Source organism: Ferrimonas balearica, from assembly GCF_019802085.1.
Taxonomy (GTDB): Bacteria; Pseudomonadota; Gammaproteobacteria; order Enterobacterales; family Shewanellaceae; genus Ferrimonas; species Ferrimonas balearica_B.
In genome coordinates this window covers 1,327,706-1,347,872 of the sequence record NZ_JAHVHV010000001.1, presented here as the reverse complement: position 1 = coordinate 1,347,872, position 20,167 = coordinate 1,327,706, and the positions used below count along the sequence as shown (strand labels likewise).

The 20,167-nt window shown below is 64.1% G+C and carries 20 protein-coding genes; 9 read left to right on the top strand and 11 right to left on the bottom strand.

The features are described from left to right. Positions 1-94 precede the first annotated feature (94 nt). The gene (locus KUV81_RS06240) at positions 95-697 is read left to right on the top strand and encodes an FMN-dependent NADH-azoreductase (RefSeq protein WP_222542970.1); all 603 of its coding nucleotides are present in this window, start codon (positions 95-97) and stop codon (positions 695-697) included. Positions 698-818: 121 nt separating this feature from the next. Here the strand turns inward: KUV81_RS06240 and KUV81_RS06235 are convergent, their stop codons facing one another. The 7 genes from KUV81_RS06235 to cmoA are packed head-to-tail and all read right to left on the bottom strand — an operon-like array spanning position 819 to position 7,439. Beyond that, positions 819-995 (bottom strand): hypothetical protein, encoded by a 177-nt coding sequence (locus KUV81_RS06235; RefSeq protein WP_222542969.1) that lies wholly within the window; start codon positions 993-995, stop codon positions 819-821. 34 nt (positions 996-1,029) lie between these two features. Then, a complete protein-coding gene (locus KUV81_RS06230; protein WP_222542968.1) occupies positions 1,030-2,499 on the bottom strand; it encodes a M3 family metallopeptidase in 1,470 nt (489 codons plus the stop codon). Beyond that, complete coding sequence (locus tag KUV81_RS06225) at positions 2,486-3,442, bottom strand: alpha-L-glutamate ligase-like protein (protein WP_222542967.1); 957 nt, start codon at positions 3,440-3,442, stop codon at positions 2,486-2,488. The genes KUV81_RS06230 and KUV81_RS06225 overlap by 14 nt, the downstream gene beginning before the upstream one ends. Then, the gene (locus KUV81_RS06220; protein ID WP_222542966.1) at positions 3,439-4,944 is read right to left on the bottom strand and encodes an inactive transglutaminase family protein; all 1,506 of its coding nucleotides are present in this window, start codon (positions 4,942-4,944) and stop codon (positions 3,439-3,441) included. Before KUV81_RS06220 ends, KUV81_RS06225 begins: the two co-directional genes overlap by 4 nt. 11 nt (positions 4,945-4,955) lie before the next feature. Then, on the bottom strand, positions 4,956-5,717 hold the full coding sequence (locus tag KUV81_RS06215) for an ATP-dependent zinc protease (RefSeq protein ID WP_261389206.1): 762 nt from the start codon (positions 5,715-5,717) through the stop codon (positions 4,956-4,958). A gap of 10 nt (positions 5,718-5,727) precedes the next feature. Continuing rightward, the gene (gene cmoB, locus KUV81_RS06210) at positions 5,728-6,708 is read right to left on the bottom strand and encodes a tRNA 5-methoxyuridine(34)/uridine 5-oxyacetic acid(34) synthase CmoB (protein ID WP_222542964.1); all 981 of its coding nucleotides are present in this window, start codon (positions 6,706-6,708) and stop codon (positions 5,728-5,730) included. Continuing rightward, complete coding sequence (gene cmoA, locus KUV81_RS06205; protein WP_222542963.1) at positions 6,708-7,439, bottom strand: carboxy-S-adenosyl-L-methionine synthase CmoA; 732 nt, start codon at positions 7,437-7,439, stop codon at positions 6,708-6,710. The genes cmoB and cmoA overlap by 1 nt, the downstream gene beginning before the upstream one ends. Before the next feature lie 172 nt (positions 7,440-7,611). On the opposite strand from cmoA, the gene KUV81_RS06200 reads away from it, so the two are divergent. From KUV81_RS06200 to KUV81_RS06175, 6 genes are all read left to right on the top strand, one after another. Further along, a complete protein-coding gene (locus KUV81_RS06200; RefSeq protein WP_222542962.1) occupies positions 7,612-10,302 on the top strand; it encodes a diguanylate cyclase domain-containing protein in 2,691 nt (896 codons plus the stop codon). A gap of 139 nt (positions 10,303-10,441) precedes the next feature. Then, positions 10,442-12,208, top strand: coding sequence for an aspartate--tRNA ligase (gene aspS, locus KUV81_RS06195; RefSeq protein WP_222542961.1), 1,767 nt, complete (start codon positions 10,442-10,444; stop codon positions 12,206-12,208). Positions 12,209-12,263: 55 nt separating this feature from the next. Beyond that, positions 12,264-13,010 carry a YebC/PmpR family DNA-binding transcriptional regulator gene (locus KUV81_RS06190; RefSeq protein ID WP_222542960.1) on the top strand — a complete coding sequence of 249 codons (747 nt, stop codon included), beginning with the start codon at positions 12,264-12,266 and terminating at the stop codon, positions 13,008-13,010. A 4-nt stretch (positions 13,011-13,014) separates the two neighbouring features. Beyond that, the gene (gene ruvC / locus KUV81_RS06185; RefSeq protein WP_222542959.1) at positions 13,015-13,536 is read left to right on the top strand and encodes a crossover junction endodeoxyribonuclease RuvC; all 522 of its coding nucleotides are present in this window, start codon (positions 13,015-13,017) and stop codon (positions 13,534-13,536) included. 222 nt (positions 13,537-13,758) lie between these two features. Then, positions 13,759-14,772, top strand: a complete 1,014-nt coding sequence (locus KUV81_RS06180; protein WP_222542958.1) for a sugar-transfer associated ATP-grasp domain-containing protein — start codon at positions 13,759-13,761, stop codon at positions 14,770-14,772. 208 nt (positions 14,773-14,980) lie between these two features. Further along, positions 14,981-16,003, top strand: coding sequence for a sugar-transfer associated ATP-grasp domain-containing protein (locus KUV81_RS06175; RefSeq protein WP_222542957.1), 1,023 nt, complete (start codon positions 14,981-14,983; stop codon positions 16,001-16,003). Between the two features lie 51 nt (positions 16,004-16,054). Here KUV81_RS06175 and KUV81_RS06170 read toward each other — a convergent pair whose 3' ends face one another. Next, positions 16,055-16,519 carry a DUF4920 domain-containing protein gene (locus tag KUV81_RS06170; protein WP_315900043.1) on the bottom strand — a complete coding sequence of 155 codons (465 nt, stop codon included), beginning with the start codon at positions 16,517-16,519 and terminating at the stop codon, positions 16,055-16,057. Between the two features lie 211 nt (positions 16,520-16,730). Between KUV81_RS06170 and ruvA the strand changes: the two genes are divergently transcribed. Both ruvA and ruvB read left to right on the top strand, forming a co-directional pair. After that, positions 16,731-17,354, top strand: coding sequence for a Holliday junction branch migration protein RuvA (gene ruvA, locus KUV81_RS06165; RefSeq protein ID WP_222542956.1), 624 nt, complete (start codon positions 16,731-16,733; stop codon positions 17,352-17,354). Positions 17,355-17,364: 10 nt separating this feature from the next. Next, the gene (gene ruvB, locus KUV81_RS06160) at positions 17,365-18,372 is read left to right on the top strand and encodes a Holliday junction branch migration DNA helicase RuvB (protein WP_222542955.1); all 1,008 of its coding nucleotides are present in this window, start codon (positions 17,365-17,367) and stop codon (positions 18,370-18,372) included. A 61-nt stretch (positions 18,373-18,433) separates the two neighbouring features. Here ruvB and KUV81_RS06155 read toward each other — a convergent pair whose 3' ends face one another. The 3 genes from KUV81_RS06155 to KUV81_RS06145 all read right to left on the bottom strand — a co-directional run bounded on the left by KUV81_RS06155 (position 18,434) and on the right by KUV81_RS06145 (position 20,035). Continuing rightward, a complete protein-coding gene (locus KUV81_RS06155; protein WP_222542954.1) occupies positions 18,434-18,763 on the bottom strand; it encodes a DUF1294 domain-containing protein in 330 nt (109 codons plus the stop codon). 35 nt (positions 18,764-18,798) lie between these two features. Next, positions 18,799-19,212, bottom strand: coding sequence for a lactoylglutathione lyase (gloA, locus tag KUV81_RS06150; protein ID WP_222542953.1), 414 nt, complete (start codon positions 19,210-19,212; stop codon positions 18,799-18,801). 349 nt (positions 19,213-19,561) lie between these two features. Continuing rightward, positions 19,562-20,035: a YbjN domain-containing protein gene (locus tag KUV81_RS06145; protein ID WP_222542952.1), complete on the bottom strand. Its 474-nt coding sequence runs from the start codon at positions 20,033-20,035 to the stop codon at positions 19,562-19,564. Positions 20,036-20,167 lie beyond the last annotated feature (132 nt).

Genomic DNA, 20,167 nt, shown 5'->3' with positions numbered 1-20,167 from the left:
AATTTTTTCGAAATGATTAGCCGGGATTATGCGATTTTAATTCGCATAAGTGAACCTAAAATGGGCTCCATACCGAACTCAAGGAGAGTCCATCATGCCCAGCCTGCTCGTCGTTAACTCCAGCCCCAACCTGGAACACTCCCACACCCGCGCCCTGGTTGACCAGTACGTCACCGCCTGGCAAAGCAAGCACCCCACCGGCACCGTGGTATACCGGGATGTGGGCATCAACCCGCCGCCGCACATCGACGGCCCCACCATCGGCGCCTACTACACCCCAGAAGGGGACCGCACCCCTGAGGCCCAGGCCGCCATCGCTCTGTCCGATGAGCTGGTGGGGGAACTGCTGGCGGCGGACGAGGTGGTGATCGGTGCGCCGATGCACAACTTCTCGGTCACCTCCGGCCTCAAGGCCTGGATTGACCACATCTGCCGGGTCGGCGTCACCTTCCGCTACACCAGCAACGGCCCCGAGGGCCTGCTGGGAGACACCAAGGCGGTGCTCATCAGCGCCCGTGGCGGCAACTACAGCGCCGGCAGCCCGGCCCACGCCTTTAACCACCAGGACACCTACCTGCGTACCGTGATGGGCTTTGTCGGCATCACCGACGTGGCGGTGATCAACGCCGAAGGGGTGGCCCGCGGCGAAGAGGGCCTGGCCCAGGCTCGGGAAGCGATCGCCAAGCTGGCCGCCTGACCCCTTTAGCGGCTCATGCCTTAAGCCGGTCACCCTCGTTTATGACGCGGGTGGCCGGCTTTGTTTTTGGGTGGAATAACCGGGAAGAGCCCACCGGGCAAAGAGGGGGAGAGGCGGGTTACTACCCCTCGTCATCGTTTAACAGCTGGGTTGTTGCTCGGGCCCCCACCACTATCCAGGGCAGCAGGGAGAGGGCACACAACCACAAGGGCAGAATGTGCTGTGCGATGCCGACCACGCCGAAGGCAAAGCCGGTCAGGGCAACTCGAGTGTAGGGGTTGGCCAGTGCCGCTTTCATCCGGTTGCACTCCTTGCAATGGCTTGGGGGACGCTCAGTTGACCCCGGCGGTGAGTTCGGCGGGCACCTTGGGCGCCCGGGGTTTGGGTGCCCACGTCGTCAGATCCCGCCAGATCTGGGCGCCGGACAACGCATCCTCCGCCCACTGCTGGGCCCAGTTTTGGCCCTGGTGGGCGTGCCACAGGGGCAGGTAGTCCCGGGCCCCGGCGATGGCCCAGTCACTGTGGCTGAACCAGGGCTTGAGATCCTTGGGGGCGGGACGACCAAAGTACTGGGCGAACCAGCGGTGGCTGTGCTCGGCCAGCAGGACGGCGTCCAAGCGCGCCTGGCTGGCCACCGCCAGGGCCATTTGGGCCTGGTAGAGCCGTGCCGCGGGGAACAGTGGCCGTGGCGTCAAGGTGTGCCCCAACAGCGCGTTTTGCACCTGGGGTTGGCGGGCCAGGGCCCGGCCGAATCCGTAGCCGCCGCCGGCCAGCACGGGCCCCTGGTAGGGTAGAGGCTGGCCGGCCATCTGCACCAGGGTTTCGCTGAGCTGCGCCAGATACTGCACCCAGTGACGGGGGTACCAGGGCCCTTCGCGGTACTCCAGGGTGACCAGTGCGGGGCTGAGGCCAATCCAATGGCCCTGGGGCGACACCACCCGGTGGCGCTCGGCCCCCTCCAGGGTCAGGTAGCCCAGCAAGCGTTCGCCCTCCCACAGCTGCATCTGATTATCGCTGATGGGCGCCAGGGTCAAACCGTAGAGGGCCACCAGGTAGTGCAGGGCCTCCCAAGCCAGTTTATCGGACGATGCGTCCAGCGCGGTTTGCGGCGGCCGGGCGGCCCAGGGCAGGCGATCGCCTTCGACGGTCAGCTGCGCCAGGAACTGGGCCACCTCTTCGGGGCTGGAGAGCGGCGTGCCGTCCAATTGCCGGTGGGCGTCACTGGCAAACCCCTGGTGGCGGGCGAGCTGGTCACTGAGTTGGCGATGGGCTTCCAGCACCGGCTGGGCATCCGGGTAGCCGCGGTTTTGGTAGGCCACCCAGACCCGCTCTCGACACAGGGTGTCTTCGGCCAGGTTGAGGTAGCGGGAGACCGCCGGCTCGGACAGGTCCAACTCGGTGGGGGTGCCCTCGGGAAACCCTTGCCAGCAGCGTGCGGCGCCGATGGTGAGGCGCTTGAGATCCCGCTGCTCCAGGTGGCGCAGCTGGGCTTCCAGGGCCAGTTGGGTGGGGTCGAGCAAGGGTTGGGGCCGGTACTCGGCCAGGGCGCGGCTCAGCATCAAGCTGCAGCGCCCCAGGGCTTCGTCGTCGGTTTGCTGGGCCAGGTACTTGAGCTGGTCCTGCAGCAGCACCAACTGGCCAAACTGGCGGTGACGGGTCAGGGGGGCGTCGGCGGGGGCGCCCACCCCCTCAATCTGGTTCAGGCAGTAGGGCAGAAGATCATTGGCCTGGGCCGAAAGTGAGGGCGCCCCGGTGATCACCAGGGCGCCCAAGGCGGCGAGAACGCCTTTAATACTCCCCATCCGTACCAAACCACTGCTTGGCCAGGGCGATGCGCTGGGTTACCGGGACCGGGGCGTCGCCGAGGGATTCGATTTTGCGCAGCCGGGGCAGCAGTCCGTGGTTGTTGGCGATCTGAATCGCCAGACCCGGACGGGCATTGAGCTCCAGCAGCAGGGGGCCGCGCTCCTTGTCCAGCACCATGTCGGTGCCCAGGTAGCCCAGGCCCGACATCTCGAAACAGCCGGAGGCCAGCTCCAGCAGGCGGTCCCAGTGGGGCACCTGCACCTTGAACAGATCCTCGCCGGTGTCCGGATGGTGGCTGACCGGCTCATCGTACTGTACCGCCCGGATGGCCTGTCCGGTGGCGATGTCGACCCCGATGCCCACGGCGCCCTGGTGCAGGTTGGCCTTGCCGTCGGAGGCGTGGGTGGAGCAGCGCAGCATCCCCATCACCGGGTAGCCTTTGAAGATGATAAGGCGGATGTCCGGCACCCCCTCGTAGGAGATCCCGTCGAACACGGGGTCGAAGCGGATCAGCGCCTCGACCACCGCCACGTCGTTCTTGCCCCCAAGGCTGAACAGGCCCGCCAGGATGTTGGAGCAGTGGCGGGCCATCTCCACCTGGGTGACCTCCTCGCCGGAGGGCTTGAAGTAGCGGCCATCCTCGACCTTGGTGATCACCAAAATCCCTTTGCCGCCGGAGCCCTGGGCCGGTTTGATGCAGAAACCGTCGTGGCCCTTGACCCGGTCGTTGACCTCTTCAATCTCGTGCTGCTCGCTGATCACCGAGATGAGATCCGGCGTGTCGATGGCGTTCTTCAGCGCCAGCTGCTTGGTTATCAGCTTGTCGTCCACCTGCTTGTAGAGGCTGCGGGGGTTATAGCGCCCGATGTAGCTGATGTTGCGCTTGTTCATCCCCATGATGCCGCGACTTTTCAGTCGCCTCGGATCGCAGAAGATCATGACTTCTCTCCCGCCAGGGGACGGAAGCGGCGCAGCTCAAGCAGGCGGTAACCGGTGTACTGACCGATCAGCAGGATGAAGGCCAGGATCACCAGGTGAATGCCGAGGAAGTTGAAGGCCCAGTGGCGCACCAGGTCGTTGTCCATCGCCAGGTAGGTGATCACCGCCACCAGCAGGCTGCCGCCGCCCTGGACGAACACCTCTTTGGCCCCTTCCTCCTCCCAGAGGATGGACATCCGCTCGATGGTCCAGGCCAGGATGATCATCGGGAAGAAGGTGATGGTCAGCCCCTCGGTCAGCCCCAGGTTAAAGGCCAGCAGGGTAAAGCCGGCGATGATCCCAAGCACCACGATCACCACGGCGCTGATCCTCGAGATCAGCAACAGGTTGAGGTTCGACAGGTAGGAGCGGATCACCAGACCGGCGGCGACGATCAGCAGGAACCCGATCAGACCGGTCAGCAGCTTGGTCTGGATAAAGGCCAGGGCGATCAGCACCGGCATAAAGGTCCCGGAGGTCTTAAGGCCGATGATCACCCGCAAGAACACCACCACCAGCACGCCGATGGGGATCAGGAACAGCCCCCGCAACAGGCTCTGCTCCTCCAGCGGTAGGTTGTAGAGCGACAGGGACGCCAGGCCGCCACTTTCCATCATGTCGATGGCGGTGGCCAGGGCAGGGCGGGTGTCCTCAATCATGGAGAAGGAGACGTTGGAGTTGGTGCCGCCGGCCAAATCCAGCACCGAGGTGCTGTAGCGCTGCCACAGCAGCAGCTTGTCGTCGCGACCCTGGGCACCGGTGGCGGGGTTAAACAGGTGCCACTGCTGCTTGTCCAGCACCTCCACCATGGGCATCAGCGCCTGGCGACGGCGGCCGTCTTCCAGGTTCAGGGCGTACACCTGGCGGGCCGGGACGCCGGCGCTGCGCACCAGGCGGCTCATCAGGGCCGCCGGCTCGTAGCGGGCCAGCAGCAGGGCCACGTTCTGTTGCTGCTCCGGCTGGCTGACCGCCTGGGCGATCTCCCGGGCAAAGGAGGTGTTGCTGGCGCTCTTCTGCCAGGCCTTGTCGATCACCGCCTTGGCGGCGGTATCCAGCCCCTCGTCCCACACCACCGGCTCCGGGGTGGGGATCTCGGCAATTTCATCCAGGGTCAGATCCCCGGTGGGCACCAGGTTGGCGGTGTAGTAGAGCTCCTGACGGCCGATCCCCTCGCGGGTGGTCCAGGTGGCGCGACGCGCGTCCCCTTCGTAGCTCATCGACAGGCCGTAGCCCGGGGAAGCGGCGGACTCGCTGAGGGTCTGGAAGGCGGGATCCGTGGGCAGGGCGAAGCTGGCCTCCACCGGCCCCTGGCCGTTGAAGGTGATGCGCGCCTCCACCGTCCAGGTGGTTTGGCTGGTGCCCGGCAGGAAGGGGATCCCATCGTTTACGTGGCGCTGGTAGTTGTAGCCGACGCCAGCCGAGATCAGGATGAAAATCAGCAGGTAAAAGGGTTTACGAGACACGGTTACCGTCCTTATTCCGTGGGTTTGGCGCCGTTGGCGTCACCGGAGTGGATGTACTTGCGGCTGACGTCCACCACCGCGATGTCCTGGAAGAACTGGCGGCCGAGGAGCACCGGGTACTCCATGTGGCTGCGATCCGCCAGGTTGAGATCCGTCTCGGTGACGTAATCCCCCAGCTTGACCCGGGCGCGGATCACCGGGCGGCGCTGCGGCTCTTCGCTCGAGGCTTTCTTGATGGAGACAAACCGGGAGACCCGGGCTTCCACGGTGTCCGCCGGGGCGGCCTCTTCGCCCTCCGCGGGCTGGGCCGAGGGGATGTCGAAGCGCACCCATTGATCGCCATTGCGTTCAAACAGCCGGATGTTGGTGGCGCTGATGGAGGAGCTCACCGCCCCGGTGTCCACCCGGGCGTCAAAGGCGTCGCCCACTTCCTGCACAAACACCCGCTCCACCTCGCCAAGCACGATCTTATCGCCCAGGTTGTGGGGATCGACCTCCACCTCGGGGCAGATCACCGGTTGCTGAGCGGCCTGCTCGGCCAGGGCCAGCAGCCCGACGTTCATGCCGCTGAGCTCGTTGACCACCTGGGTCTGGTACTCGTGATTGGCGGCGACTTCGGAGTCGCAACGCTTGATCAGCATGGTTTCGATCTGGGCCAGCTGGGTGGCCATGGCGTTGGTCAGCTGCTGTTCGGTCGCCGGGACGGGCTTCTGGGCGCAGCCAGTGACGGCCAGGGTGGCGGCAGCCAGGAGCAGTGAACCTGTGTGCTTCATCATGTGTTCCTTATCCGGTGCTTGAGGCTTTATTGGCAATAATGATGGCGCGCTTGGGCGCCGGGTACCCTTCGACGGTGCGGGTGGGATCCTGTGGATCCAGGTAGTCCGCCAGTGATTCGTTGGTCATCCATTCGGTGCGGCGCTGCTCGTCAGTGGAGGTCATCGCCTCGTCCACCAGGCGGACGTTGACGAAGCCACATTTGCGCAGCCAGAGCATCAGGGCCTTTGATGAAGGAATGTACCAGACATTATTCATCTTTCCATAACGATCACTGGGAACAAGTACCTGATTTTCATCACCATCAATGACCAGGGTTTCGAGAATGAGTTCACCGCCGTGCTGCAATTGGTCCTGCAGTTGAATCAAGTGGTCAATGGGTGAGCGACGGTGGTAGAGCACGCCCATGGAGAAGACGGTGTCAAAGGCGTGCAATTTGGGCAGATCCTGGATCCCCAGGGGCAGCAGGTGAATGTCCGGGTGGCCGCCGTAGAGCTTCTTGACCGCCTCGAACTGGGCCAGGAACAGATCGGAGGGATCGATGCCGATCACCAGCTCCGCCTCTTCGCCCAGCATCCGCCACATGTGGTAGCCGCTGCCACAGCCGACATCCAGCACGGTGCGATGCTTGAGCGGGGCGATGTGGGGCTTGAGGCGATCCCACTTCCAGTCGGAGCGCCACTCGGTGTCGATGTGGATGCCGTAGAGATCAAAAGGGCCCTTGCGCCAGGGGTGCAGGCAGCGCAGCAGATTATTGAGCTTTTTGCTGTCGCCGGGGCTGAGCTCCTCGGCGCCGCCGATGCGCACCGCGTCGCGAAGTTCCCGCAGGGCCGGCGGCCGCCCGGGCAGCTTGGCCAGCACCTTCTCCCACTTGGGAAACTGGCCGTGGCGGTGGAACCGCTGCCAGGCGGAGAGCTGGGCCGGGGCGGTCTCCAGCCAGTGGCTGAGTTTGCTGCCCGCGATGCGTTGGTAGAACCCGGAAAAATTCATTACTTGATCGCCACCATGGAGGCAAAGTTAAAACATTGGAACCACAATCCCGAGGCGTGGAAGCCGGCCTCGCTGAAGCGTGCTTGGTGCTGGGCCAGGGTGTCGGGGCGCATCACGTTCTCCAGGGCGTTGCGCTTTTGGCTGATCTCCAGCTCCGAGTATCCGTTGGCCCGCTTGAAGTCCAGGTGCAGTTCGTCCAACAGGGCGTGAATGCTGGGCTGGTCGAACACCAGCTTCTCTGAGACCACCAGCACTCCACCGGGGTTCAGGCCGGCACAGACGTTGCGGATCAAGGCGTCGCGATCCTCCGGGGCCAGAAACTGCAGGGTGAAGTTCAGCACCACCATGGAGGCGTTGGCGATCTCAATGTCGCGAATGTCGGCGCACACCAGCTCCACCGGGATGGGGCTGCGGTAGGCCTCCAGGTGCTCCTGGGCCCGCTTGACCATCGCCTCGGAGTTGTCCACCGCCACGATCTCCAGTGACCGCTCTCCCAGGGCCCGGCGCATGGCGCTGGTGGCTGCCCCCAGGGAGCAACCCAGATCGTAGATGCGGGTGTCGGGGCGGGCAAAGCGTTGGGCCAACTCCCCCAGGGTGTGCAAAATTTGACCGTAACCGGGGATGGAGCGGGAGATCATGTCTGGGAACACCGACGCGACTTTTTCGTCGAACCGGAAATCGGCCACCTGGGCCAAGGGTTTGGAGAACAATCGGTCTTGGTCGGAGGTCATGATAGCTTCCTGAAGGATCAACAAAATATTGTAGCGCCGCGCGGCGAATCCCGGCAACCTGCAACGTTGCCAGAAGTCAAAAGCCGGTTAATATAGGAACAACCCGGTGAAGAACTGGCCGCTGACAGGAGGTTAGCTGGCCAACAGGTGTGGACTCTCACAAGGAAATGCAGTGAACGCCCTCCGACGACCCCTTCTGCTCTTGATGCTTTTGTTGGGCCTGGCCGTTTCGGCCCAGGCCCGATCGGATGCCGCCGAATCGCCGCTCATCATCGCGGTGTCCAAGGACAGCTACCCCTACCAGTTTCGCGGCCCCGACGGCGACGCCTCCGGCTATCTTATCGAGCTGTGGCAGCGCTGGTCCGTGGCCAGTGGCCGCTCGGTGCGCTTCGAGGTGATGCCCTGGCAGGAAAGCCTGGACGCCGTGGCCGAAGGGCGGGCGGACATCCATGCCGGCATGGCCTACAGCGCCGAACGGGCTGCGCGGTTCGGGTTCACCGCGCCGGTGGCGCAGATCCCCCTCAAAGTGTTTGTCCACCGCAGCCTGCCCAAGATGACCGACTTGGCCGAGCTGACACCGTATCGCATCGGCGCCATCGTCGACTCGGTGCACCAGGAGCTGCTGGCGGCCCAGATGACCCACCCCACCATGGTGACCTTTCCCGACCGTGACAGCCTCTTTGATGCGGCCCTGGCCGGCGAGGTGAAGGTGTTCGCCAATATGGATGGCTACCTGCAGCGCTCGGAGCGGCAGCAGCGGATCAGCCGGGTCTACCCGGCCCACCACCGCCTGCCCCTGGCCACCATCGATCTGGTGGCCGCGGTGGCCCCGGGCCGTGAGGCGCTTATCGAGACCATCAATACCGGGCTCGGTCGCATCGGCGAGCGGGAGCGGGGCCAGCTGGCCCGACGCTGGCTTGGGATCAACGACGACCGGGGCCCCTTGCTGGTGGGGGTGGCGGATGACCTTCCGCCGCTGATGCACCTGGGGGAGCAGGGCGAGGCCAAGGGGCTGTTGGTGGATCTCTGGCGGGCCTGGTCCCACCAAAGTGGCGTGGCGGTGCGCTTCGTCCCCTCGGGCCTGGGCCAAGCCGGGCTCAATGCGCTGCACAAAGGGGAGCTGGATGTCTACGGTGCCCACCTGGCCCATCAGGTGGGCAAGCTGGGGCTGGATAAGGCCTACGAGCTGTTTCGTGTGCCCAGTGTGCTGCTCACCTGCAGCGATTCGACCTTTCAGCCCGATCCGCCCTGGGTCGGCGCCCTTGGTGTGTTGGCCAACGTCGGTTACGAGGAGCGCCTGGCCCTGGGCAGCGCGTCGGTGACCCTGTTTCGCTCCGATAAGCCAAGCGACCTGATTGAGATGCTCAAGGAGGGGCGGGTCGAGGCGGTGCTGTTGCCGGAGGTGATGGCCGGTGCACCTCAGCCGGGGGTGGTCCGCCACCCCATGGCGCAGTATGAAGTGGCGCTCAATGTGCTGGTGGCCACCGGTGATCAGGCCCTGGCGGAGCGGGTCAAACGGGGGTTCGCCGAACTGCCGGCGGAGCCGATACTGGCCATTCAGCAGCACTGGCAGCGCCCGGGACTGGGTCGACTCTCGGAGCCACTGGCCGGAGCCCTGACCGGCCCCCTGATGCCCCAGGGCGGGCATTGGCCGGTGTCCCTGGCGGAAGTGCCCAGCTGGGCCCGACAGAGCCTGGCGGTGCCCGAGGCGCTGGATGAGCTCTCGGAAATCTTAGGCGTGACCCTGGCGGAGGAGCCGGGCAGTGCGGCGCGCCCGCCGGTGGCCCTGGTGCTTCGGCCCGCACCGGGCCCCCTGGACCCGGTGGAGCAGCCCCTGGTGAGCCTGGAGTACCGACTGATCGGTGCCGGCCCCCAGCCCAAGCGCATCAGCCTGAACACGTTGGAGGGGACGGTGGCGGTGCTCAACCGCAGCCCCGAGCAGGCCTGGCTGGCTCAAAAACACCCCTCGGTGCCCACCAAGGTGGTGCGCAGTCTCGAGGAGGCGCGAAATGCGGTGCACCAGGGGGCCAGGCTGCTGGTCTCCACCGCCCAATGGCAGGCGGCGCAGATCCGCGATCCGGGTCTGGACAGTGCCCTGTTGACCGACGGCCCCCAGGTGGGGCTCTACCTGGACCTGCCGGCCTCCTTGCATGGCTGGCAGGGTCGCATCAACCTGGCCCTGGCGCTGCTGAGCTGGCAGCCCCGGCTGGAGGGGCCGCTGCCCAGCACCCGGCCGGCCATGGCGTTCCAGGTGGCGATCTGGGTGGCGGCGGCGGTGATCCTGGCGTTGGCCCTGGCGCTGGTGTGGGTGTACCGCAACTGGCGCTGGGAGCAGCTGCAGCGCAGTGAGCTTCTCCGTCAGGCCGATCAGGGGGAGGGGCTGGACCCGATCACCGCGCTGCCGGGCCGCCAGGTGTTGGATGACCGCCTGGCCCAGGCGGTACTGCGTCATGGACGGGAACAGCGACAGATGGCGGTGCTGCTGCTGGATGTGGACGGTTTTGGGGCGCTGAATCGCAAGCTGGGGTGGGGCGGTGGCGATGCGTTGCTGGCCCAGTTGGCCCAGCGCTGGAGCAGCGGTTTGCGCCGCTCCGATACCCTGGCCCGCTTCGACGGAGACCAGTTCGTGGTGGTGCTCAACCAGATCCAGGATGTGGGCGCCGCCCGGCACGTGGCGCAGATGCTGCTGATGGAGCTGGAGACCCCTTTTCGGGTGCGCGGTCAGTCGGTGACCCTCACCGCCAGCATCGGTGTGGCGCTGTTTCCGCTGCACGGCGGCGATCCCATCAGTTTGCTCCAGGCCGCCGATGCGCAACTCAAGCGCATTAAGGGGCAGGGCGGCAACGATTACCAGGTTGCCTGAGTATCGAGCAAAGTCGCTCCGGACGGGGGTCTGGCCCTTCTGCTTGTTTGAACTTTTCTCTATAATGCCGGCTTTGCCATTTTTCCCGGAGCGGGGGCCTGGCGTCCCTCTCCACCAGCATTGAATACAGGAGCTGTCGATGCGCAGCCATTACTGCGGACACGTTACCGAAACGCTTATCGGACAAGAAGTTACTTTGGTTGGCTGGGTGAACCGCCGTCGCGATCTCGGGGGCGTGATCTTCCTCGACCTGCGTGACCGTGAAGGGATCGTCCAGGTGGTCTACGATCCGGACCTGCCGGAGGTGTTCGACACCGCGTCCAATCTGCGTGGCGAGTTCTGTGTCCAGGTCAAAGGCCTGGTGCGCGCCCGACCCGACAGCCAGGTGAACGCCAACATGGCCACCGGCGCCATCGAGGTGCTGGGCCGTGAGCTGAGCATCATCAACAAGGCCGAGCCCCTGCCCATCGACTTCAACACCGACGTCTCAGAAGAGCAGCGGCTGAAGTACCGCTATCTGGACCTGCGCCGTCCGGAGATGGCCGAGAAGATGAAGTTCCGTGCCCGCTTCACCTCCGAGGTGCGCCGCTTCCTTGACGGCGAAGGCTTTATGGACGTGGAAACCCCGATCCTCACCGCCGCCACCCCGGAAGGGGCCCGCGACTACCTGGTGCCCAGCCGCACCCACAAGGGCCAGTTCTTTGCACTGCCCCAGTCGCCCCAGCTGTTCAAGCAGCTGCTGATGATGTCCGGCATGGACCGCTACTACCAGATCGTGAAGTGCTTCCGCGACGAGGACCTGCGGGCCGATCGTCAGCCGGAGTTCACCCAGATCGACATCGAAACCTCCTTTATGAGCGCCGATGAGGTGATGGCGGTGACCGAGGCGATGATCCGCACCATCTTCAAGAAGATGCTGGACGTGGATCTGCCCCAGTTCCCCCACATGAGCTACGAAGAGGCGATGCGCCGCTTCGGCTCCGACAAGCCGGACCTGCGTAACCCGCTGGAGCTGACCGACGTGGCGGACCTGCTTACCGACGTGGAGTTCAAAGTGTTCTCCGGCCCCGCCAACGATCCGGAAGGCCGTGTGACCGCCCTGCGGATCCCCGGTGGCGCCAGCCTCTCCCGCAAGCAGATCGACGAGTACACCAAGTACGTCGGGATCTACGGCGCCAAGGGCCTGGCCTGGATGAAGGTCAACGAGGCGGGCAAGGGGATCGAGGGCGTGCAGTCCCCGGTGGCCAAGTTCCTCTCTGACGACATCGTCAACGCCATCGTCGAGCGCAGCGGCGCCGAAGCCGGAGACATCGTGCTCTTTGGTGCCGATGACGCCAAGGTGGTGGCCGACGCCATGGGCGCCCTGCGCCTGAAGGCCGGCGAAGACTTCGACCTGGTGGCCGAGGGCTGGGCCCCGCTGTGGGTGGTGGACTTCCCGATGTTCGAGAAGGCCGATGGGCGTTACTACGCGCTGCACCACCCCTTCACCGCCCCGCGGGACATGACCCCCGAGGAGCTGGAAGCCAACCCCGATGGTGCCCTGTCCAACGCCTACGACATGGTCCTGAACGGCTGCGAAGTGGGGGGCGGTTCCGTCCGTATCCACCGTGCCGAGATGCAGGCCGCGGCCTTCCGCGTGCTGGGCATTGATGACGAAGAGGCCCAGGAGAAGTTCGGCTTCCTGCTGGACGCCCTCAAGTACGGCACCCCGCCCCACGCCGGTTTGGCCTTCGGCCTGGATCGCCTGGTGATGCTGATGGTGGGGGCGGAGTCCATCCGCGAGGTGATGGCCTTCCCGAAGACCACCACCGCCGCCTGCCCGCTGACCAACGCACCGGGCCAGGCCAACGCCGAGCAACTGGTGGAGCTGGGGATCCAACCCATCCCCACCGCCGACACCGAGTAACACCGAATACCGCCCGGCCCCGCCGGGCGGTTTCTCATCATAACGGAGTGCATGCATGGCCGGTCACAGTAAGTGGTCCAACATCAAACACCGTAAAGCCGCCCAGGACGCCAAGCGCGGCAAGATCTTCACCAAGCTCATCCGCGAGCTGACCGTGGCCGCCCGTGAAGGGGGCTCGGACGCGGACTCCAACCCCCGCCTGCGGGCCGCCATCGATAAGGCGCTGTCCAACAACATGACCCGCGACACCATCGAGCGGGCGGTCAAGCGGGGCGCCGGTGAGCTGGATGGTCAGGAGCTGGAAACCATCGTCTACGAGGGGTACGGCCCCGGCGGCACCGCGGTGATGGTGGAAACCATGACCGACAACCGCAACCGCACCGTCTCCGAGGTGCGCCACGCCTTCAGCAAGGCCGGCGGCAACCTGGGCACCGACGGCTCGGTGGCCTACCTGTTCACCAAAAGCGGGGTGATCTCCTACGCCCCGGGTACCGACGAAGAGGCGGTGATGGACGCGGCGCTGGAAGCCGGCGCCGAGGATGTGGAGACCGCCGAGGATGGCGCCATCGACGTCTACACCACCCCGGAGGCCTTCGGCGGCGTCAAGGACGCCCTGGATGGGGCCGGGCTGGACGCGGTGAACGCCGAGGTGACCATGATCCCCTCCACCAAAGCCGAGCTGGATTTGGCCACCGCGGAGAAGTTCCTGCGCCTGGTGGACAAGCTGGAAGACCTGGACGACGTCCAGGAGGTGTACCACAACGCCGACCTCTCCGATGAGGTGCTGGCCCAGCTGGGTTGATGCGGTGAGCGTGATATTGGGGATCGATCCCGGCTCCCGTTTGACCGGCTACGGCGTCATCCGCTTCGATGGCCGCCAGTTTCACTACCTGGGCAGCGGCTGCATCCGATTGCCGGAGGCGGACCTGCCGGCACGGCTGAAGATCATCTACGACGGGGTGAGCGAGCTGGTGGCCCAGTTTCAGCCCCAGGAGTTCGCCGTGGAGCGGGTGTTCCTGGGCCGCAACGCCGACTCCGCGCTCAAGCTGGGTCAGGCCCGGGGGGCGGCCATCGTTGCCGCCATGAACGCCGAGCTGCCGGTGGCGGAGTACAGCCCCACCCAGATCAAAAACGCCGTGGTGGGCACGGGCGGTGCCAAGAAGGAGCAGATCCAGCACATGGTGAAGCAGCTGCTGAAACTGCCCGGCACCCCCCAGGCGGACGCCGCCGACGCCCTGGCCATCGCCATCACCCACGCCAATATGCAGCGGGGCCTGGTGGCCCTGGCGGGCAAGGCGTCCAGCCGCGTCGGCGGCCGATACCGCTAGGATTAGGCCACAGGGTTATCGCTTTGTGGCTTAATAACAATTACTTAGCAAGCTTAAAGGGCGGAGCCCCTAAGACCACCACCTTCACTTTTCTGTTCCCAATCCCGTCAAAAACTGTGATCCACCCGCGGCTCTTGCACATCGGGTATTTCGCTTATACATCGCGAAAAATATACTGCGCCGAAATTTCATACTGTGACACTGTTACCGGGCGCACCCTCTATGAAAGAAAAAAGTTTCATTTCCAGGCTGAACTACAACCGCATTCAGAATCGCCGGGCCCGCAAGGTGCTCAAGCTGGTTGAGCAGGACAGTGGCAAGCTTTCCCCGGGGATGCGCCGGCTGTGTGACGAGTACGCCCACGGGGTGCTGGGCGGCCGGGAGTACAGCCCCTGGCTGCAGGTCTATGCGGCGGTTTCCGGTCAGTTCAAAGAGGGCTGGATCCCGGACAACTACTACTGCCTTGAGGTGATGCCCAAGCAGAAGGGGCGCTACCACAGCCTGTCGGATTTCGGCACCCTGTCCAACAGCCTGTTCCAGGTGCAAAACCAGCAAAACATCGCCACCGCGGTGAACGGCCTCTTCCTGGGACCGGACATGCAGGTGATGAGCCAGGAGACCCTGGCCGAGCGGCTGTTCCAAAGCGGCGACCGTGTCGTGTTCAAGGCGGACGACTCCTACCAGGGCAAAGGGATCCACATCTTCCATCAGGACCGCTTTAACATGGCGGACTTGACCCGCCTGGGGGATGGCCTGGTGGAGCGCTTTATCGAGCAGCACCCGCTGTTCGACGAGTTTGCCCCCAACTCCGTGGCCACGCTTCGGATCACCACGGTGGTCAAAGACGACGGCACCGTGGAGGCTCGGGCCGCCTACCTGCGCCTTGGGGTGGGGGAGGATACCCATGTGAAGACCAACAGCGCCATCAAGGTGCCCATCGATCTGCGTGATGGCCGCTTCGCGGATGTGGGTTACATGGCCAACTGGCGCCTGACCGAAAAGCACCCCACCAGCGGCAAAGCGATCGCCGGTAACAGGGTGCCGTCCTTCCAGGCCTGCGTGGATTACGTGCGCGAGCTGCACACCAAGCTGCCCTTTGTTCGAGTGATCGGCTGGGATCTGACGGTGGACAAGGCGGGCAAGCCGGTGTTCATCGAGTGGAACGGCGGCCATAACGGCATCAAGTTCTCCGAAGCCACCACCGGCCCCTGCTTTAAGGACCTGAACTGGCACTGAGCCGAGTCGACCCGTTTCACCCCCCAAAAAGCAGGCGAAAGCCTGCTTTTTTTGTGCCTGCAACTCCCTAAACACGGTGTTAGGGGCAGGGGAGCGCACTGTCGGTTTAACTGGGGGCAAAATGGCCAACGACCGCTTACCGTGCAGCCCCGCTTTCCGGTAGTATCAGAGCAGGATTTCTTCTTTTTAGGGTTACGGATAGCCTTCGATGAAACGCAAAAACTTCATCTCCCGCCTCAATTACAACCGCAAACAGAATCGCCGTGCCGGCAAAATTCTTCGTACCATCGCGAAGGACAAGGGGCCCTTGCCGCCGGCCCTGGCGCGCCAGTGCGATGAGTACGCCAAAGAGGTGCTGGGGGGCCGGGAGTACAGTCCCTGGCTCAAGGTGTACAGCGCCATGGCCGGAGAGTTCAAAGAGGGCTGGATCCCGGACAACTTCTACTGCCTAAAGGTGATGCCCCACCTCAAAGGTCGCTACGACACCCTGTCCGATTTCGGCACCCTCTCCAACAGCCTGTTCCGGGTGGCCAACCGCCAGAACATCGCCACCGTGGTCAACGGCCTGTACCTGGACGGTGAGATGCGGGCCATGGACGACGCTGAACTTGAGGCGTGCCTGTTCGCTGACGACGATCGTTTTGTGTTCAAGGTGGACGACTCCTACCAGGGGAAGGGGATCCACTTCTTCAGTAAAGCGGGCTTTGACCTGGCTGCGATGAAGCGCCTGGGGGACGGGGTTGCGGAGCGCTACATCGAACAGCACGAGTTGTTCGATGCCTTTGCCCCCAACTCGGTGGCCACCCTGCGACTGACCACCGTCGTATTGGACGATGGCAGCGTCGAGGCCCGGGCGGGTTACCTGCGCCTGGGGGTGGGGGACGATACCCATGTGATGAGCGCCAGTGCCGTGCGGGTGCCTTTGGATATGGCCACCGGGGCCTTTTCCGAGACGGGCTTCCAGGCCAACTGGCAGGCCACCCGGGTTCACCCCTCCAGCCAGATGCGCTTCGCCGGGCAGCAGGTGCCGTCGTTTAAGGCCTGCGTCGACTTCGTCGTCCAGTTGCACACCCGCTTGCCGTTTGTGCGGGTAGTGGGCTGGGATCTGACGGTAGACCGACAGGGCAATCCGGTGTTTATCGAGTGGAACGGCGGCCACAACACCATCACCTTCTCCGAGGCCACTACAGGGCCCTGTTTTACCGGCCTTAACTGGGAGCGTTACCGCTGAACGAAAAAAAGCAGGCTTAGGCCTGCTTTTTCTTTTGATGGGCTTTGCCGGTCAGGGCGCTAGGATCTGCACCCCGGTGGGCACCAGTTGATAAAACGCCATGGGTTCGGTGACGCTGGCCGGGTCAAAGGCCTCCCCCTGCTCCTCGGCCTGGTGGGCGAGGAAGCGGCGGGTCTGCTCGATATCCATCTCCATTTTCTTCAGGGTGCCGGTGGCCACCGCCTTGCGCCCCTTGGCGCTGACCGGGAACACCATGTCGCCGTCGCGCACCTTGATGCGCAGATCCGGGTAGGCGGGATCGCTGGTGAGGGTCATCCAGCAGCCTTTTTTCTGGCACACCCCGGTGATCTCCCCCTCGATGGTGACCGGCTTGTCCAGGTACTGGTCCGGTTCGGCCATCAGGGTGGTCAGGGGCACCTGGGCGGTCATATCGACGGCGTCACCGAATTCCAGGGTTTTGGCGTGGACCGCCGTGCTGAGCAGGGCGGCGCTGATAAGCAGGGTCAGGGTTTTCACGTTGATCTCCGGGCTTGCTCTGAATGCCAAGGGTTTAAAGATACCACGGTGTTGCCCTAGGGTACGTACCGCCGTCACACCCGGCTCACCTTAGTGGATGACGAGGCCGGAAAAAACCGATAGGATCACCCACATACTGTAAATATCGACAGTGTTTCCAACGGACGCTGTCTTAAGGGCCCAAGGGCCCACTGTTTAGGGGAGAGGAACCGTGATTGGACGCCTTCGAGGAATGCTGGTGGAGAAAACCGCACCGGAAGTGGTGCTGGAGTGCGGCGGTGTGGGCTACGAGGTTCAACTGCCGATGACCAGCTTCTACCAGTTACCGGAAGCGGGCAATGAAGCGGTGATCTTCACCCACTTCGTGGTCCGTGAGGACGCCCAGTTGCTCTACGGTTTTGCCTCCAAGGAGGAGCGGGCGCTGTTTCGGGAGCTCATCAAGACCAACGGCGTCGGCCCCAAGATGGCCCTGGCGATCCTCTCCGGCATGTCCGCCGAGCAGTTTGTCGATGCGGTGCAGGCGGAGAACATCGCCGGCCTGACCAAGCTGCCCGGGGTGGGCAAGAAAACCGCCGAGCGTCTGGTGGTGGAGATGCGGGATCGCCTCAAGAACTTCGGTGGCCCACTGCTGACCCCCTATGCCGATCGCCTGGCGGGTACCAACCCGGTGGAGCAGACCCTGGTGACGGTACCGGATCCGGAGGAGGACGCCATCGCGGCCCTGGTGGCTCTGGGCTACAAGGCGCCGGCGGCCAGCAAGGTGGTGGCCAAGGTGGCCGCCCCCGGCATGAGCTCCGAACAGCTGATTAAAGACGCCCTGAAGGCGATGCTCTGAGGAGAGCGAGATGATTGAAGCGGACCGCCTGGTGGCGGCCCCGGTGGAGAGCCGGGAAGAGGAGGTGATCGATCGGGCGATGCGGCCCAAGATGCTCACCGACTACACCGGCCAGGCCGAAGCCAAGGCCCAGTTGGAGGTGTTCGTCCAGGCCGCCCGCAACCGGGGCGAAGCGCTGGATCACCTGCTGATCTTCGGCCCGCCAGGGCTGGGCAAGACCACCCTGGCCAACATCGTCGCCAACGAGATGGGGGTGAACATCAAATCCACCTCCGGCCCGGTGCTGGAGAAAGCCGGTGATCTGGCGGCGCTGTTGACCAACCTCGAACCCCACGACGTGCTCTTTATCGACGAGATCCATCGCCTTAGCCCCGTGGTGGAGGAGGTGCTCTACCCGGCGATGGAGGATTACCAACTGGACATCATGATTGGTGAGGGCCCGGCGGCCCGCTCCATCAAGCTGGACTTGCCTCCCTTCACCCTGATTGGGGCCACCACCCGGGCCGGGGCTCTGACCTCGCCCCTACGGGCGCGCTTCGGCATTCCCTTGCGCCTGGAGTTTTACAACGTTCGGGATCTGACCCACATCGTTCAGCGCAGCGCCGAGGTGCTGGGACTGGAGATGGAGCCGGCGGGGGCCGGGGAGATCGCCCGGCGCAGCCGCGGCACCCCGCGGATCGCCAACCGCCTTTTGCGACGGGTGCGGGATTTTGCCGAGGTGAAATTCGACGGGGTGATCACCGCCGAGGTGGCGGCCCAGGCCCTGGATCTGCTGGACGTGGACAGCGAAGGGTTCGACTACCTGGACCGCAAGCTGCTGACCAGCATTATCGACAAGTTTGCCGGCGGCCCGGTGGGGCTGGAGAACCTGGCGGCGGCCATCGGCGAAGAGCGGGAAACCATCGAGGATGTGCTGGAGCCCTATCTGATTCAGCAGGGTTTCCTGCAGCGCACCCCCCGGGGGCGGATGGCCACAGACCGGGCCTACCAGCACTTTGGCCTGACCCGGCCGGAGTAACGCCGTGCGCCATTATAAAAGCCAGCCCCAGGGGCTGGCTTTTTTTGTCGGCCTTCGTGACTCAGGCGCCGCTTATGCGCTGCCAGGCCAGGGTGCCCCACACCAGGTAGTGCACGGCGACGATGGCGAAGAGCACCCAGAGGAAGGCCTTTTTCTGGGTCTTGTGGCGAAACTGGCGGATCCCCACCAGGGCGCCGGGCCAGCCCCCCATCAGAGCCAGAATATGAAGCAGTCGCTCCGGCAGGCGCCAACCCTGGGTCAACGCCCGGCGCTTATCCAGGCCAAAGGCCAGCAGGGTAATGAGGCTGACCGCCAGGTAGGCGGGCAGGGCGATAAGCTCGCCGGTGACCATCACCAGGGCCAGAAAGAGGGTAATAACCAGCAGTGTCATAACAACGAGCCGGGGCGCTCTGTACGCCCCAAGGGTCAGGCGCCGACGCCCTGACCGGCCTGACTGCGCTGGATCAGCTCAATCTTGTAGCCGTCCGGGTCTTCCACGAAGGCGATGTGGGTGGAGCCCCCCAGCACCGGACCGGGCTCGCGGCTGATTTTGCCACCGGCGGCACGGATCTTGTCGCAGGCGTCGTAGATGTTTTCAAACCCCAGGGCGATGTGCCCGAAGGCGGTGCCCTGTTCGTAGCTGTCCACGCCCCAGTTGAAGGTCAGCTCGATCACCGCGTGGCCATCCTGCTCCTCGCCGTAGCCGACAAAGGCCAGGGTGTACTTGTACTCTTCGTTGGTGGACTGGCGCAGCAGGCGCATTCCCAGTACGTCGGTGTAAAACTGGATGGCGCGATCCAGGTCGCCTACGCGGAGCATGGTGTGCAGTACTTGTGACATGGTAAATAACCTTTGCAAAACAGCTTGGTGGCCAATACTAGCAGAGTTGTGGAGCCCTGTTTACGACACTTTTACCCCCGCCAATTCGGGGGGCGAATGCGTAGCGGATGAGGGGCGAAACAAGTGTGATCCCGCTCCCATTTCCACCGGTTGAGCATAGTGCTTGATGGCCACAATCCCTACTCTACTGGCGGGGACAGCCAATTCGTTAGATTTGGAGATACACCAGTGAACAAAGATCTGAAGTTCGCCTTGGGCGCCACCGTTGGCAGCCTGTCGATGATCGTCGCCCTCAGTGCATTGATCTTTTCTTGACTGTAAAAACGCCGGCATCTGCCGGCGTTTTTTTTTAGTGCACCAGGGTGGCCTCGGTGGGCTTATCGTTGGCGTCCTCGGGGAAGTAGATCACCCCCAGCTGTTTCACCTCTTTCGCCGCCTGTTCCATCTGCTCGATGCAATCCCGAACGAAGTAGATAAACTGAGCCTCCTCCACGCCGGGGCGCAGCGCCAGGTTGTGGCACAGCACCAGCCGGGGCAGGGTGTCGTCCACCATCTCGATGAAGATCTTGAGGGTGGGGAACTCGCTGTTCCAACGACCCAGCTCCGCATGGGCGGGCATGACGCCGGTGGGCCGCAGCTCGATGGAGGCGGAGCAGTAGAGGAAGTCGCCCTCGATCTCCACCTTGGCGTCGTAGATGCCGTTAACGTCTTGCAGCTGGGGCAGGTGCAGCCCTTCACAGCTGTTGCAGAGGTAGTATTCGATCTGATACTGCTCCAGCCACGCTTTGAGCATCTCGTGGTCTGGGATCGGTAATGCCGGCATGGTGCTCTCTTAAACTCGCCTGAATCGCAGCCGCCTAGGATACCCCTTGGCGGCCCCAAATGCATCCGCTTTGCGGCGTCGGGGGGGCTGTGGCACCTTAGGCACAGGGCGCATCTATTAGAAGGACCGAAC